Annotated in this window: 11 protein-coding genes; 6 read left to right on the forward strand and 5 right to left on the reverse strand. The window is 68.9% G+C overall.

Going from position 1 to position 15,170, the window contains the following annotated elements; genetic code table 11:
* The first annotated feature begins 107 nt into the window (after nt 1-107).
* The 3 genes from AC1PK7_RS07250 to xopAW all read left to right on the forward strand — a co-directional run bounded on the left by AC1PK7_RS07250 (nt 108) and on the right by xopAW (nt 2,629).
* Entirely contained in the window at nt 108-716 is a 609-nt protein-coding gene (locus AC1PK7_RS07250; protein ID WP_481100331.1) for a HutD/Ves family protein, read from the forward strand.
* Between the two features lie 117 nt (nt 717-833).
* Nucleotides 834-1,541, forward strand: coding sequence for a response regulator transcription factor (locus AC1PK7_RS07255; RefSeq protein ID WP_010344079.1), 708 nt, complete (start codon nt 834-836; stop codon nt 1,539-1,541).
* 332 nt (nt 1,542-1,873) lie between these two features.
* Nucleotides 1,874-2,629, forward strand: coding sequence for a XopAW family type III secretion system calcium-binding effector (gene xopAW, locus AC1PK7_RS07260; RefSeq protein WP_481100332.1), 756 nt, complete (start codon nt 1,874-1,876; stop codon nt 2,627-2,629).
* Between the two features lie 315 nt (nt 2,630-2,944).
* On the opposite strand, the gene AC1PK7_RS07265 is transcribed toward xopAW, so the two are convergent.
* From AC1PK7_RS07265 to AC1PK7_RS07280, 4 genes are all read right to left on the reverse strand, one after another.
* Nucleotides 2,945-3,919, reverse strand: coding sequence for an FAD:protein FMN transferase (locus AC1PK7_RS07265; protein WP_481100333.1), 975 nt, complete (start codon nt 3,917-3,919; stop codon nt 2,945-2,947).
* 100 nt (nt 3,920-4,019) lie between these two features.
* Nucleotides 4,020-4,712 (reverse strand): Fe2+-dependent dioxygenase, encoded by a 693-nt coding sequence (locus tag AC1PK7_RS07270; RefSeq protein WP_481100334.1) that lies wholly within the window; start codon nt 4,710-4,712, stop codon nt 4,020-4,022.
* A 63-nt stretch (nt 4,713-4,775) separates the two neighbouring features.
* Entirely contained in the window at nt 4,776-7,070 is a 2,295-nt protein-coding gene (locus AC1PK7_RS07275; protein WP_481100335.1) for a catecholate siderophore receptor Fiu, read from the reverse strand.
* A gap of 628 nt (nt 7,071-7,698) precedes the next feature.
* Nucleotides 7,699-9,195, reverse strand: coding sequence for an aminotransferase class III-fold pyridoxal phosphate-dependent enzyme (locus AC1PK7_RS07280; protein WP_481100336.1), 1,497 nt, complete (start codon nt 9,193-9,195; stop codon nt 7,699-7,701).
* Nucleotides 9,196-9,323: 128 nt separating this feature from the next.
* Here AC1PK7_RS07280 and AC1PK7_RS07285 point away from each other — a divergent pair, with 128 nt between their 5' ends.
* The 3 genes from AC1PK7_RS07285 to AC1PK7_RS07295 all read left to right on the forward strand — a co-directional run bounded on the left by AC1PK7_RS07285 (nt 9,324) and on the right by AC1PK7_RS07295 (nt 13,094).
* Nucleotides 9,324-9,755 (forward strand): Lrp/AsnC family transcriptional regulator, encoded by a 432-nt coding sequence (locus tag AC1PK7_RS07285; protein ID WP_010344072.1) that lies wholly within the window; start codon nt 9,324-9,326, stop codon nt 9,753-9,755.
* Nucleotides 9,756-9,879: 124 nt separating this feature from the next.
* On the forward strand, nt 9,880-10,929 hold the full coding sequence (gene queA, locus AC1PK7_RS07290) for a tRNA preQ1(34) S-adenosylmethionine ribosyltransferase-isomerase QueA (RefSeq protein ID WP_481100337.1): 1,050 nt from the start codon (nt 9,880-9,882) through the stop codon (nt 10,927-10,929).
* A 317-nt stretch (nt 10,930-11,246) separates the two neighbouring features.
* Nucleotides 11,247-13,094 carry a S8/S53 family peptidase gene (locus AC1PK7_RS07295; RefSeq protein WP_481100338.1) on the forward strand — a complete coding sequence of 616 codons (1,848 nt, stop codon included), beginning with the start codon at nt 11,247-11,249 and terminating at the stop codon, nt 13,092-13,094.
* Nucleotides 13,095-13,353: 259 nt separating this feature from the next.
* Here the strand turns inward: AC1PK7_RS07295 and AC1PK7_RS07300 are convergent, their stop codons facing one another.
* Nucleotides 13,354-15,165 carry a DUF885 domain-containing protein gene (locus tag AC1PK7_RS07300; protein ID WP_481100339.1) on the reverse strand — a complete coding sequence of 604 codons (1,812 nt, stop codon included), beginning with the start codon at nt 15,163-15,165 and terminating at the stop codon, nt 13,354-13,356.
* Nucleotides 15,166-15,170 lie beyond the last annotated feature (5 nt).

A 15,170-nucleotide genomic window follows, 5' to 3' on the forward strand; every position in this document is an offset into this window, starting at 1 on the left:
CCGGGCGATGTTTTTTTTGGGGCCATGGCGCGTCTTGCGTTGCCCCCGCGTCCCCGCGGGCGGGCCAGGGGACCGGCGCCGTTGCCGCGATCGTGCAGAATGTGCGGATGGATGGGTGCACGCTGTCTGCGCGGGTCATTCCCGCCAACGAGTATCGCCGCGAACGCTGGCGCAACGGCCTTGGCTGGACCCGGGAGATCCTGCGACTGCCGGCGGTCGGCGACGACTGGCTGCTGCGCCTGTCCATCGCCGAGATCGAGCAGGACGCCGCCTTTTCGCCCTTTCCCGGGATCGACCGCGAACTGGTCCTGCTGCGCGGCAACGGCGTACGCCTGCGCTTCGACGACGGCGAGGAGCAGGTGCTGCAGGACCCGTGCGCGCGCCTGCGCTTCGCCGGCGAGCGGCCGCTGCGCGGCGAGTTGCTGGATGGCCCGACCCACGATTTCAACCTCATGTGGCGACGCGACCGGCTGCGCACGCAACTGCTGCACCGACCGCTGGTCGGGCCGATGCTGTTCTTCGCCGAACCCGGTGTCGCCTGGGCCGTTCATCTTCTGGCAGGGCAAGCGCAGTTCGATGCGGCCAGCGGACTGCCGCCATTGGCGGCCGGCGACAGTGCCTGGTTGGCCGCCGATGCCAGGCGCCGCTTCGCTTTGAGCGGGGGTGGGGAGTTGCTGGCGATACGCATCGAGGCCTTGGCGACCCCCGCCGACTGAGCCTGCGACGCCGTGCGCGCGGGTCTTGCGGCGTCGGCGCCGACCGCGTCCAATGCGCGGACGCGGCCACCCGGGCCGAACAGCGGAAGCCGACAGGTGGTCTCGGATAACAGGTGGATGGCGAAAATTCTGGTGGCGGACGCGGACGCGGCCTTGCGCGACCGGATCCGCGGTTACCTGGCCTGTTTCAACCTGCAGACCCACGACGCCGACAGTGCGCCGCAGCTGCAGGCGCAACTGGCGGCCGGGCATTACGACGCCGTGGTGCTCGACGCCGGCCTCGACGGCGCCGAGGGCTTGCGCCTGTGCCGGCATCTGCGCGACCGCGGCGACATCGCCATCGTGATGATGGCCGATCGCGCCGAGCCGGTTGATCGGGTGATCGGGCTGGATCTGGGCGCGGACGACTTCCTGGTGCGGCCGCCCGACCTGCGCGAACTGGTGGCGCGGCTCAATGCGGTGTTGCGCCGGGTCCGTGCCACGCAGCCGCCGCCGGCGGCGCATGGCGGCTGGCAGGTCGATGCCGCGCGTCACCAGGCGGTGGCGCCGGACGGGCGGACGATTCCGCTGTCGCCCGGCGAACTGCGGTTGATGGCGGTCTTCCTCGAGCAGCCCGGCGAGGTGCTCACGCGCGAGACGCTGCGCACCGCACTCGGCGATGGCGAGGCCAGCGCCGCGGCGGGCAGCCGCGGCATCGATCTGCAGGTCTCGCGGTTGCGCCAGAAGCTCGGCGACGACCCGCTGGTGCCGCAATGGATCCGCACCGTGCGCGGCAAGGGGTATCTGTTCGAGCCGCATCAGGTGGGGGCGCCCGCCGTCCGCTGAGCGGGCCAGCCTGGCCGCGTGCCCAGAGCGGCGTGGCCCGGTCCCGCCGGACCTGCGTTTTCCGCCCCGCAGCGTTGCTGCCTCACCGATGGCCGGCCTCGTCTGGCCCGGGCATGCGCCGGTGCACTGGTGCCGCGCGACACCAGCCGCTGGCACGCCTTTTGGCACGCTAGATGTGAATTCAGCGTGTGTTTCAATGCTGATACAAAGCCGATATCTTGCTGACAAGCCATGCCTCGACACTGCGGGTGTCGGGTTGACCCGTCGGAGCAGCCATGACCGCAGCGATCGCTGCATTCCACGACTGCACTTCATGACACTAGGGGGTTCGCATGATCAGCAGCATCAGCAGTGGCAGTTCGGCCTATGCTGCCAGCCGCTTCAGTACGGCCAGCAGTGCGTCCGCACAAACGGCGCAAACGACGCAAACCGCGGAGCAGAATCCGCTGCAGAAGTTGTTCAAGAGCATCGACAGCGACAACGACGGCAGCCTCAGCAGTTCCGAGCTGAGCGCGGCGCTGAAGTCCAGCGAGAGCGACAGCAGTTCCAGCATCGACATCGATGGCCTGATGAGCATGCTGGACCAGGACGGTGGCGGTACCGTCAGCGAGAGCGAGTTCTCCCAGGCCCTGGCGCCGCCACCGCCGCCGCAGGGCGGTGCCGACAAGGACGCCAAGTCGATCCTGAGCAGCCTGGATACCGATGGCGACGGCGTCATCAGCAGCAAGGAGTTGAGCGCCGCCGCCAATGGCAGCGACAGCAGCGACCTGTTCGCCAAGCTCGACAGCGACAAGGACGGGGGCATCAGCCTGCAGGAACTGAAGAGCGGCATGCGTCCGATGGGGCCGCCGCCGCCGCCGCGGGGTGGCGAGGGCGGTGCCAGCGCCAGTGCCAGTACCAGCAGTGCCGATACCAGCGCCGCCAGCAGTTCGAGTTCCAGTTCTGCCAGCAGTCCCGATTCCAGCTCCGCCTCCAGTACCAGCAGCGCGCAGGATGCCTACGCGTTGCTGCTCAAGTTGGCGTCGGACCAGTATCGCAGCTACGGCAGCAACGCCAGCGCGTCGACCTCGTTCTCGGTCGCCGCGTAACCGCGACGGTCCGCCTTCGCGGCGGACCGTGGCCATCGGCGCGCGATGCGCGCCTCCCGCGCGGCGCGAGGCGCGCATCGCTGTCGAGCCTCCCGCTACACCCGCATCCGGCCGGCACGCGACGGCCCGACACAGTGCGCCGCCTGCGCTGTACCCGATGTCGCGCGATCACGCCTTCGAGCATCGCGCGGTGGAGGCGGGGTGCGATCGATGCGGTCGCGATGACACTGCAGACATGGGTGGCAGAAAACGGCGGCAGGCAGCGGGCTGTCTGCGCATTCGTGCCGAAGCGCGGTCACCGCGACCGGCGCACGCTCATGCGTCGCGCAATGCGGCGAAGGCGCTGCTGAGCTGTTCCCGCACGCCGTCGGCGTGGCGCAGCAGGAAGCGCACCGCCAGCCCCTCGCGCTCGGCGCAGGCCAGTCCGGCCTCCACGCCAAGCACGCCCAATGCCGTGGCCCAGGCATCGGCCCGCATCGTATCGGCAGCCGCCACCGTGACCGCGGCCAGCGTCGCGGCGATCGGGCGGCCGCTGCGCGGGTCCAGCAGGTGTCCGTAGCGCCGGCCGTCCTGCTCGAAGTGGTGCCAGCGATCGCCGGACGTGGCCACCGCCAGGCCATCGACCGCGAGCGCGCGTGGCGCCACGTCGCCACGCCGTTCCTCTGCAGGCGCAGCCTCGATCAGCACGCGCCACGCCTGTCCATCCGGCTTGCGGCCATAGCCGTAGAGGTCGCCGCCAACCTCGACCAATGCGCTTTCCACGCCATGCGCACGCAGTGCCGCCGCCGCCAGGTCGACACCGTAGCCCTTGGCGATCGCCGACAGATCCAACTGCAGCCCGCCCGGCTGCTGCCAGCGGCCAGCGCCGTCGACGTGCAGCCGGCGCCAGTCGCCGGAGGCGCGGGCCTGTTGCAGGGCGACGGCGCCCGGCACCCGCCGATCGCCGGCCTCGGCGCCGAACCCCCACAGGCCGACCACGGCCCCGACGGTGGGATCGAAGGCGCCGTCGCTGCGCTGTGCCACCTCCAGCGCGCAGCGCAGCACCGTGTCCAGCGCGGCCGGCAAGGCGTGCCAGCTCCCGGCGTCGGCACGGTTGTAGCGGACCAGATCCGACTGCGCGTCCCAGGTGCTCATCTGCGCGACCACCAGATCGAGCCGGGCCTGGATCGCGTCGCGCAGCATCGGCAGTGCGTGTTCGTGCGGTGCGACCAGTCTGGCGCTCCAGTGCGTGCCCATGCTGCGGCCGTGCAGGGTGGCGATGCCGGCATTGGGGCGGGATGCGGCGGTCATGCGCCGACCACGCGCTGCGCTGCAATGCCGGGATGCCGGCACCCGGCGCTGCGCGAACGCACGCTGGCGGTGCGGGCCGCGTCCGCGTCGCCGCGCACGCTTAGGTCTCCGACCAGTCGCGCAGCAGGTTGTGGTAGACGTTGGTCAGGCGCAGCAGCGCCGCCGCGTCCGCGCCGCTGGCGGTCAGCGCCTGGATCGCGGTGTCCAGGTCGAACAGCGTCTGCCGGCGGCCGGCATCGCGTACCAGGCTCTGCACCCAGAAGAACGAGGCCAGCCGCGCGCCGCGCGTCACCGGCGCCACCCGGTGCAGGCTGCTGGACGGGTACAGGATCAGGTCGCCGGCGGGCAGCTTGACCTCGTGCTCGCCATAGGTGTCGTGGATCAGCAGTTCGCCGCCGTCGTACTCCTCCGGCGCACTGAGGAACAGCGTGCAGGACAGGTCGCTGCGCACGGTCAGCGCCGGCTGCGCGGCGGTGGCGGCCTGGGTCATCACCGCGCCATCGACGTGCAGGCCGTAGCTGCCGCCGCCGGCATAGCGATTGAAGCGCGGCGGGATGGTGCGCAGCGGCAGCGCCGCGGCGAAGTACAGCGGGCTGCGCGCCAGCGCGCTCAGCACTGCCTGGCCGAGTTCCTGCTTCAGCGGCGAGGCATCGGCCAGTTGCAGGTTGCGTTTGACCTGCGCGCCCTGCGTGCCGACGGTTTCGCGGCCGTCCACCCAGTCGGCGGATGCCAGCGCCTGGCGGAACCGTGCGACCTCATCGGCGCTGAGGATGTCGGGAATGTGCAGCAGCATGCGACGCTCCGGCGGTGGACGCCCAGGATAGGGCGTCCACCGCGCATTGAAAGGCGCGGTCGGTCAGAACCGGACCTCGGCGGTCAGCAGCACCGAGCGCGGCGCGCCCGGCGTGTAGCGGAAGCCGCTCTTGTTGATCGCGGCGACGTAGTCCTTGTCGAACAGGTTGTAGGCGTTCAGGCGCAGCGCCAGGTGGTCGTTGACCGGGTAGCTCAACACCGCATCCCACACCGTGTACGATTTCACGAACGCCGGCGTGCCGACCGCGCCGTCGCGCCCGCGCTTCATCTCGCCCGAGTAGCGCACGCCACCGCCGACGGTCAGTCCGAACGGCAAGGTGTAGGTGGTCCAGGCGGTGAACGCGCTGTCCGGCGTGTAGGCCAGGTCCTGGCTGCCGTCCTGCGAGACCGTCGTGCCTTGCCGTACCCGCGCATCCAGCTTGGTGTAGCCGCTGGACACGGACCAGCGCTCGGTCAGCTTGCCCACCGCCGACAGTTCGACGCCTTGCACGCGCTTTGCGCCGCTCTGGTAGTACAGCCCGTCGCTGCTCTGCACGATCTCGTTGTTCACGTCGGTGCGGAACAGCGCCAGCGTCGCGAACAGCGCATCGTCGAGGAAATTCCACTTCGTGCCGACCTCAGCGGTCTTGGCCTTCTGCGGATCGAAGCGCGGATTGTTGGCGTTGTTGGCCGAGGCGCTCAGTTCCAGTGTGCTGCCGCCGGGCGGCTGCTGCGAGGTGGCGAAGTTCGCGTACACGCTCACGTCCTCGTTGGCCTTGTAGACCGCGCCGAGTTTCCAGCTGAACAGCGTGTCGGCGATGTCGGTGTCCAGGCCGACCACGGTGGTGCAGGGCGCGGCGGTGGAGGTGGCGGAGGTGCACACCAGGCTGTCGAAGTCGGTCTTGTAGCGGTCCGCGCGCACCCCGGCGGTGACCAGGAAACTCTCGCCGAACTTCAGCGTGTCGAACGCATACGCCGAGTAGGTGGTGGTTGTGCCGTGGCTGCGCGCGCCGTTGCGTGCGGTGCGCAGCGGCGTTGTGTTCCAGTCCGGCGCATACAGGTTGGCCGGATTGGCCGCCAGCCAGGCCGCACGGTCGACGAGGTTGTGCCCCCAACTGCGCAGTTCCTCGCGCGAGGCTTCCACGCCGGTGCTCAGGTTGTGCCGTACCGCGCCGGTGGCGAAGTCCACACGCAGGTTCAACTGGTCGGCGAGGATGGTGTACTGCTGGTCCTTGAAGGTCGGCAGGCTGCGCAGCACCGTCCAGGTCGATGCATCGGCCGGATTCGGCGTGCGCAGGTTGGCGGCGTTGGGCATGAATGCGAACAGCAGGTAATCCTGTTCGTTGCGGCCCCAGCGCGCGGTATTGGTCAGCTTGACCGTGTCGGAGACGTCGTGCTCGATGCGGAAGGTGGCCATCTTCGCGGTCACGTCGTCGTGGTCGGCGCGGGTGCCGTAGAAGTTGCTGCTGTCCACGCGCGCGGCGCCGCCGAGCCACGGCCGTGTGGGATCGGGCGAACTGTAGCCGGGCAGCCCGATCGTCGGCACGCCGCCATCGGGCACGTTGTCCTGCTTCACGTACAGCAGGTCGAGCAGGTAGCGGGTGTCGGTGCCGAGGCCGAACGCCAGCGACGAGGCCAGGCCCCAGCGCTTGTTGGCGACATGGTCGCGGCCGATGGCGTCGCTGTCCTGGCCCATCACGTTCACCCGCAGCGCGCTGCTGGCGCCCAGGGCCTGGTTCCAGTCCGCGGTCGCGCGGCGCTGGCCATGATCGCCACCGGACAGGGTGGCGCTGCTGGCGTTGTCCAAGTGCGCCTGCTTGCTCACCAGGTTGATCGCGCCGGTCGGCGCACTGCGGCCGTTGTCGGTGCCGGCCGGGCCTTTCTCGACCTCGATCTGCTCGATGTTGAACACGTCGCGCGAGATCGAGCCGAGGTCGCGCAGCCCGTCGACGAAGATGCTGCTGGAACTGTCGAAGCCGCGCATGTAGATCGCATCGCCGGTGCTGGTGTTGCCGTTCTCGCCGACGTAGAACGTGCCCACGCCGGGGCTGTTGCGCAGCGCTTCGGTGAGGGTGGTGGCGCCCTGTTCGTTGAACAGGTCCTTGCCGATGATGTTGAGGGTCTGCGGGGTATCGATCAGCGGCTGGGTGAACTTCGGCGAATCCGGCACTTCCACCAGGTAGCGCTTGGCGCGCTGGGCCTGCACGTCGACCTTGTCCAGGGTGGTGGGCTGGTCGCCGGTCTCCGCATGCGCGGGGGAGAGCAGGCTCAGCCCGCCGAGCAGCACGGCGGTGCTGAGGGTCGGTGCGGCGACCTGGCGGGTCACGGTGTGTTTGCGGCGCTTGATCGGAGAGGTCATGGGCGGTTCGGTTGCAGGATGAAGGGCGGCCCGATCGGGTAAACCGTCGTCCCTGCTGGGAGCGACGGCGGCTCGATCGGGCCGTTGGCCGAAGGGGTGTCTGCCGCGGATGCGCTGCAGGCAGGACGCTCATTTTCCATGCAAATGCGAATTGTTTGCAATATCTTTTGTGGTTGGCGCCGATCCGCGATTGCTTGCATGCCGCCAGCACACACAAAAGGCGTGTTCCGTTGGCCTAGGCGGACCATTGGTAGATGGCGAAGGGTGGGGACGGGGTTCGCCGTTTGGACGGCGCCGCCGAGCGCGGCGATGCGAGCGCTGTGGCTGCGTGAAAGTCCGAGGCGAAGGATCAGAAATGAGCGCCGCTGTCAGGCAGCGCATGTACCTGGGGATGACCTGGTGCCGACGGTGCATCGGCGCGGCCGGGCCGTCGCGCGACATCCGCGGTATGCACGGCCACGCAGCGCTGCGCCGTGCCCGCTCCGGTGCCGCGATGGAGTTTCTTGTGCCGCTGACGACGAGGCCGGGCCGGGACGGCGTATGCCGGCCGGCCAATGAAAACACACGCCGATGCGTGCGTGATTTGGCTCCTGCGGCGCCGGTGTGCCGGCGCCGTCAGCGGGAGGGTTTAGGCCGCCGCGGCCTGGGCGACGCGCGGGCCTTCGCGCAGGGCGCGGCCGATCAGCCCGACCAGCAGGTCGAGTTCTTCGCTGTCCATCGCGAAGTGCGGGGTGAAGCGCAGCGAATTCTCGCCGCCGTGGATCACGTTGACGCCGTGCTGGCGCAGCCACTCCTCGGTGGAGCCGGCGCCGTAGCACTTGTACTGCGGGGCCAGTGCGCAGGAGAACAGCAGGCCGGTGCCCTGCACCTGGGTGATGGCGCCGCCGAGCTCGGCCTTGAGCTTCTCCAGCTTCTGCACCGCCTCGGCGCCGCGCTCGCGGATGTTGGCGCGCACCTGCGGGGTCAGTTGCGCCAGGGTGGCGGTCGCCACGTCCAGCGCGCGCGGGTTGCTGGTCATGGTGTTGCCGTAGGTGCCCTTGCGGTACACCTGCGCCGCGTGCTCGGTCACCGCCAGCACCGACAGCGGGTACTGCGCGGCGTTGAGCGCCTTCGAATAGGTTTCCAGGTCCGGCGGGTCGAGCTGCTCGAAGCCGGGGTAGTCCACCACCGACAGCACGCCGTGCGCGCGCAGGCCGGCCTGGATCGAGTCGACCAGCAGCAGGCTGCCGTGGGTGCGGGTCAGTTCGCGCGCAGCGGCATAGAACGCCGGCGGCAGCGCGCGGCCGGGGTCGCCTTCGCCCATCACCGGCTCCAGGAACACCGCCTCGATGAAGCAGTTGTGCTGCTCGGCCTCGGCGAAGGCGCGGCGCAGCGCCTCCACGTCGTAGGGCGCGATGGCGATCAGCGCATCGTCGCCGCGATAGCTGGCCAGGTGCTGCAGATAGGTCTTGCGGCTGGAATCGGAATACATGCCGGGCCGGTCGGTGCGGCCGTGGAAGCTGCCCTTGACCACCAGGCGCTTGATCTTCGCGCCGGCATGGCGCGCGCCCGGGTCGGTCTGCAGCTTGGCGTTGATGTCGACGATGCGCGCGGCCAGGCCCACCGCTTCGGAGCCGGAGTTGAGGCACATGAAGCGGGCGTATGGACAGCCGCCGCGGCGGTGGCCGATCTCCGCGCGCAGCGCGCGTTCGAAACGCAGCTGCGCCAGGTTGGGGGTCATCACGTTGGCCATCACCTGCGGCCGCGCCATCGCCTCCAGCACCGCCTCCGGGGTGTGGCCGAAGCCGAGCATGCCGTAGCCGCCGGCGTCGTACAGCACGGCGCCCTTCAGAGTCACCACCCACGGGCCGCGCGCGCTCAGCGCCACGTACGGGGTCACCGCGTCGTCGGCGTAGAAATTGACGAACCCGGCCTGCAGGCGGCGGATCTGCTCGGCCTCGTCCAGTTCCAGCAACTCGCCGAATTCGGCAGCGATGCGCGCGTAGTCGTCGCCTGCCGCTTCGATCGCCGCGCGCAGCGCCGGATGCGAGGCCGCCAGGCGTTCGATGCTGGCGTCGTCCAGGCCATGGGTCAGGCGGTCGCCGGCATGGGCACGGAGCGGGGCGAGGGGGCCGAGTACGGTCATGGGCGATCTCCTGAAGGCGGGCTGTCTGGTGACGATCCTGTCTATTATCGGGACAGGATCGTCGAATGGCAGCGTGAATCCGTGCAGGAATTGACGCGATTTCGTCGATTCGACGAAAATCCGTGGTCATGAAGATCACCGCCTCCGACGACGCCCTGCTGTCGCTGCTGCGCGAGGATGCGCGCGCCTCCACCGCTCAGATCGCCCGCCGCCTCGGCCTGTCGCGCACCACCGTGCAGAGCCGGATCGAGCGCCTGGAGCGCGAGGGGGTGATCTGCGGCTACACCGTGCGCACCCGCGACGACTACGAACAGGGCCATATCCGCGCGCACATCCTGATCACCGTGCTGCCGAAGAAGATGACCTCGGTGGTCAAGGCGCTGCGCGAGATCGACGCGGTGCGCGTGCTGCATTCGGTCAGCGGCTCCTTCGACCTGATCGCGCTCGGCGTGGTGCCGGGCGTCAACGACATGGACGAACTGACCGACCGCATCGGCGCGCTGGACGGGGTGGAGCGCACCACTTCGTCGATCATTCTGTCCACCAAGTTCGAGCGGTGAGAGGCCGGGAGTGGGGATTGGTAAGAGCGCGATCCCGCTTTTGCTCCAACGAATCCCCAATCCCGAATCCCCAATCCCGGCGCCGCTACAATATTCGGCCCCGCTCCCGATCGTCCCCGGCGCCTTGAAAAAGTCCGATTTCCACTACGACCTGCCTGAAGACCTGATCGCGCAGGAGCCGCTGGCCGAGCGCTCGGCCAGCCGGCTGTTGCTGGTACCGCCGGCACCGGCGCCCTTCGCCGATCGGCATGTGCGCGATCTGCCCGAGTTGCTGCGTGCCGGCGACCTGCTGATCTTCAACGACACGCGGGTGATCCCGGCGCGGCTGTTCGGGCAGAAGAGCACCGGCGGGCGGGTCGAGATCCTGATCGAGCGGCTGCTCGGCGGCCAGCGTGCGCGGGCGCAACTGGGCGTGAGCAAGTCGCCCAAGGCCGGCGCACGCATCGCCCTGGACGCCGGCGGCGAGGCCGAGGTGCTGGGCCGCGATGGCGAGTTCTACCAGTTGCAGTTCCACGTGGACGGCGCGCTGGAACACTGGCTGCAGCAGGCGGGGCGGTTGCCGTTGCCGCCGTACATCCGCCGCGAGCCGGGCCTGGACGACCGCGAGCGCTACCAGACCGTGTTCGCGCGCGAGGCCGGTGCGGTCGCCGCGCCGACCGCCGGGCTGCATTTCGACGCGCCGCTGCTGCAGGCGCTGCAGCAGCGCGGGGTCGAGGTCGGGCACGTGACCCTGCATGTGGGCGCTGGCACCTTCCAGCCGGTGCGGGTGGAAGCGCTGGAGCAGCACCAGATGCACCGCGAGTGGCTCAACGTCGGTGCAAGCCTGGTCGAGCAGGTGCGGCGCACGCGTGCGGCCGGCGGCCGCGTGATCGCGGTCGGGACCACGGTGGTGCGCGCGCTGGAAAGCGCGTCCAAGGACGGCGAACTGCATCCGTTCGCCGGCGAGACGCAGATCTTCATCCTGCCCGGCTACCGCATCCGCAGCGTCGACGCGATGGTTACCAACTTCCATCTGCCCGAGAGCACGCTGCTGATGATGGTCTCGGCCTTCGCCGGCCGCGAGCGCATCTTCTCCGCCTACCGCCACGCCATCGCCCAGCGCTACCGCTTCTTCAGCTACGGCGACGCGATGCTGCTGTGGAGTAGCGAGACACCGGCAGAGCGCGTCGGATAATGCGTCGCGTCGCCGCGCCCGCACACGGGCGCGCTGCGGCGCCTCGCGCCCTGGATCTGCGGATGCCAGGCAGCGTGCATGCGCGCAGGATTGCGTCATCGCATCGCGACCTCGGTGCCACTCCCGATCGCCTTGCCGACGCTGCCGCAGCGATGCGACACATGCGCGGACTGTGATGCGCGGCGTGCAGCGTCTGCCTGAGTAGACGATGCCGCGCATGCGGTAGGGGAGCTGCGCATGCCTCTCGTCCTTGATGGGTGGAACCCCTGTTCCGGTGCCCCGATGAGCGGGGCATCCCCCAGTCAAAGGATGAGTCCATGAAGAAGACATCGACCGAACTGCTGCTGGCCGCGCTGCTGGCCAGCCTGGCCGTCGCCTCCGTGCACGCGCAGCCGCAAGCGGCCGGCGGCGGCAAGTTCCCGGCCAAGCGCATGCTGCAGGAAGCGACCATGCCGCGCACCGATGCGCAGGGGCGGCGCCTGTACGCGATCGACCTCAACCCGTTCGTGCTGCAGGAGACCACGCGCCTGTACGCCAAGTCCCGTCCTTCGGACTACCGCACGCTGGATCCGGCGATCCGCGCGCACGAGAACAGCACCGGCATGGTCCACTTCGCCGACCAGATCGCGCAGTTGCCGGGGGTGAAGATCGAGCGGGTGCTGTCGACGGTCTCCAGCACCGTCTATGCCTGGATGCCGGAGCGCACCGCGGCGCAACTGCTCAAGGCCGACTGGGTGGTGTCGGTGCGCGGGGTCGAGGCGGCGCACGCCACGTTCTCGGCCGCGGGCGACATCGTCAATGGTGGCGAGATCACATCGTGGGCGTTGCCGTATACGCAGACAAACGATGGATTCACCACCTCCAATCCCGCCTATCTGCTCGATGCGGTGCTCGACAATCCGCCGCATTCCGAGCTCAACGTGGTGTATCGCCAGGATTTCCCGACGCTGTCGCCGAATCCGCTGCACAGCACCGCGACGGCCGGCCTGATCGGCGCCAGGCAGAATGGGCAACTGGTGCGTGGCGTCAATCCTGGCCAGCCGATCAAGGCGTTCGGCCTTGCCGACCTGAACGAAAGCACCGTCGCCACGGCGCTGGATGCGGCAGTGCGCTACGCCGAAGCGTCGGGCGAATTCGCCGTCTTGAACATGTCGTTCAATCAGAGCCCGGGCGGAACCTACAACCCGTTCAACGCCAGCAATCGCTGGGGCCGCCGCATGCGCGCGGCGAGCAACCGCTTCTTCATCACCCAGTCGGCAGGCAATGCCTACACCGTCGGGCTCTCGCCCCTGGAGCAGGACGCGTGCAAGGTGGCGTTCGGCTATGTCGATCCGCAGACCCAGCAGGGGTCTGCACGCGACATGGACGGCATCGTCGTGGTCGGCGGACTGCAGCGCGACGGCGCGCGCTTCGGCGGCGCCCAGAACAGCGATCGGTGGGGCGGCTATGCCAAGGGATCGACGGTCGGGCCCTGCATCGAGGCGTGGGCACCAGCGCACGAAATCACCAACCTCATCTACGACGGCGGCACCGAAGCGGTTTCCGGCACCTCGTTCGCCGCGCCGATCGTCGCCGCGATCGCCTCGCGCTACGGCAATACCCAGACGCGTCCGATCGAGCGCGAGGCCTACATCAAGGCCGGCTTGAGCAACACCGGCTACAGCGAGGCGGGCCTGCCGCTGCGCAAGGTGCAGTACGTGGCGCCGTCCTCGCTCAACCTGATCAAGCGCCTGCCGATCATCGGTGCGACCTCGCCGACCAATTCGGACAACCTGGCCTCGCTGTACGACGGCCGCTTCTTCAGCGACACGGATTACTGGAACGCCCGCACCAACTGGGGCAGCGTCACCGTGAACCTGGGACAGATGCGCAAGGTCACCGGCGTGCGCATCACCGTGCGCACCGCAGCCAGCGAAACCGCGGGCACGCCGCAGCCGATCGACTTCGCCGTCTCCGCTGGGCGTCACGGTGCGGTATTCGGCGGGAGCTCCAGCCCGGGACCGGTGTACTTCGACAATCCGCAGTACTACACCGAGCCCGACCAGTCGGACGTGGCGCCGGTGTACATCGCCCTGGATGGCAGTGTCTCGCAGTACCTGAAGATCGAGGCCAACAACCTGTACTCGTGGCTGGCCTACTCGGAAATCGAGGTGTACGGCGAGTGAGCCACGCAGGCGTCGCCGCTGACGGCGGCGGCGCCTGGCAAAGTGCCTTGCGCTACTGGTCACGTGTTGGCTTGAGGCGATCGCGGTGCGATCGCAGCAAGATGGCTGCTTGCGTTGCGACCATCAGCTCCAGCCACACAATCCGGACCGCACGTTTTTCGCCGCTTGTGGCAGCCCCCTCAAGCGAGGGGGCTTTTTTCTCTGAGCATGTCAGCAATGCCGCCGTTGCCAATCCCCAATCCCAACTCCCCAATCCCGACTACTTGATCGGCTCGTCCAGCATCAGCTCACGCACGAACCGCACCGGCGGCGCGCCGTAGGACAGCACCTGGTCGTGGTAGGCCTTGAGGTTGAACTTGGCGCCGAGCTTGTCCTGCATCGCCTTGCGCAGGTCCAGGTGTTCCTGCACGCCGACGAAGTAGGTGGGCAGCTGCGCCGAGGTCAGCTGTGCGCGCACCCACTTGCCCTCGGCCTCGCTCTGCTGCTGGAAAGTGTCGTGGACCATCAGGTGCAGCGCCTGTTCCTTGCTCCAGCCGTCCACGTGCACGCCCTGGTCGAGCAGTGCGTTGGCGATGCTGCGCAGATAGAACTTCAGCTGCACCAGGTGGAACAGCGGATCGTTGTCCAGGTAGCCCTGCTCCTGCATCATCCGCTCGGTGTATACCGCCCAGCCTTCTGCGAACACGCCCGAGCGCAGCACGCCGCGCAGCGTGGACGGGAACTTGGCCGAGTGCCAGCCTTCCACGTAATGCCCGGGCACGCCCTCGTGGATGCTCAGCAGGTGGATCATGCGGCTGTTGTATTCGCGCAGGAACGAGTCGGCCTGCTGCGCGGTCCAGTCGTCGGGGATCGGCGACACCGCGTAGAAGGTCTTCAGGTTCTTGTCTAGCGGGCCGGGCGAATCGCAGTAGGCCACCGCCACGCCGCGCTGGAACTCGGGCATCAGGATGATGTCCACCGGCGCGTCGGGCAACGTCACCAGATCCTTCTTGCGCACGAAGCCGGTGGCATCGGCCAGCGAGGCCTTGGCGTCCTCGACCACCTTGTCGCGCGCCGGGTGCTGCGCATAGGCCAGCTCCAGCGCCGCCTCGATCGCCTTCTGCTGCTGTTCGTCGCTGGGCGCATCGACCAGGGCCGGTGCGCCGGGTTTGTCCTTGAGCACGGTGCGGGCGATGCCGTACATGTCCTGGCGCACGCGCGTGAGCTCGGCCTCGGCGCGTTGCTTGATCTCGGCGCGCGACAGCGAGGAGTTGAGCGCGAACTTCAGCTTCTGGTCGTACTTCTCCGCCCCAAGGCGGAAGTCGCCCTTGGCGTTGGGCACCAGGGTCTGGTCCAGCCAGGTCTGCTGTTCGGCCACGGCCTTCTTCAGGCCCTCGATCGCCGCCTGCAGGCGCTGCGCATCGGCCTGCGGCAGTTCCTGGATGTGCGGGACGATGAAGCTGTCGACGATGCTGAGGATGCCGCGGTTCTGCTTGGCCACGGTCTTGGCACTGATCTCCGACACGCGGGCCGGGTCGAGGTTGGCGCGCGCCTGCGCGAACAGCGCCGGAATCTTCTCCATGCGCGCGGTGGCCGACTTCAGGCGTTCCGGCAGCGGCGCGAACTCGCGCGCCATCAGCCCGTAGATCGCGCCGCCGGCCAGGCCGTTGTAGACCTGCGGGTCGGTCGCCCAGCCCTGCGCCACCTCGCTGTTCCAGATGTCCGACTGCAACTGGTTGCGCAGGATCGCCGCGTCCACCTGGTTCTCGCGTGAGAGCTTGGCCACGTCGAGCTTGTCCAGTTCGGCCAGCAACTGCTTGCTCGCGTCCAGGCTCTTCTGCCGGCCGGCGGCGCTGAGGTCGTCCAGTTCGCTGTCGTAGCGATGGTCGCCGGTCTGGGTGGCGCCGACCGGGGACAGCTGCATCCAGGTGTCGACGGCGCGCTTGGACAGCGCGGCGAAGCTGGCGTCGGCGGCTGCATCGGGCGCGGCCGCGGCCTGGCTGGGGGCGTTGCTGGCGGCGGGTGCGTCGGCGGGTTTCTGGCAGCCGGAGAGGGCGGCGAGCAGGGCGGCGGCGAGCAGGTGCTTGCGCATCAGGG

It is taken from the genome of Xanthomonas sp. NCPPB 3174, from assembly GCF_056725205.1.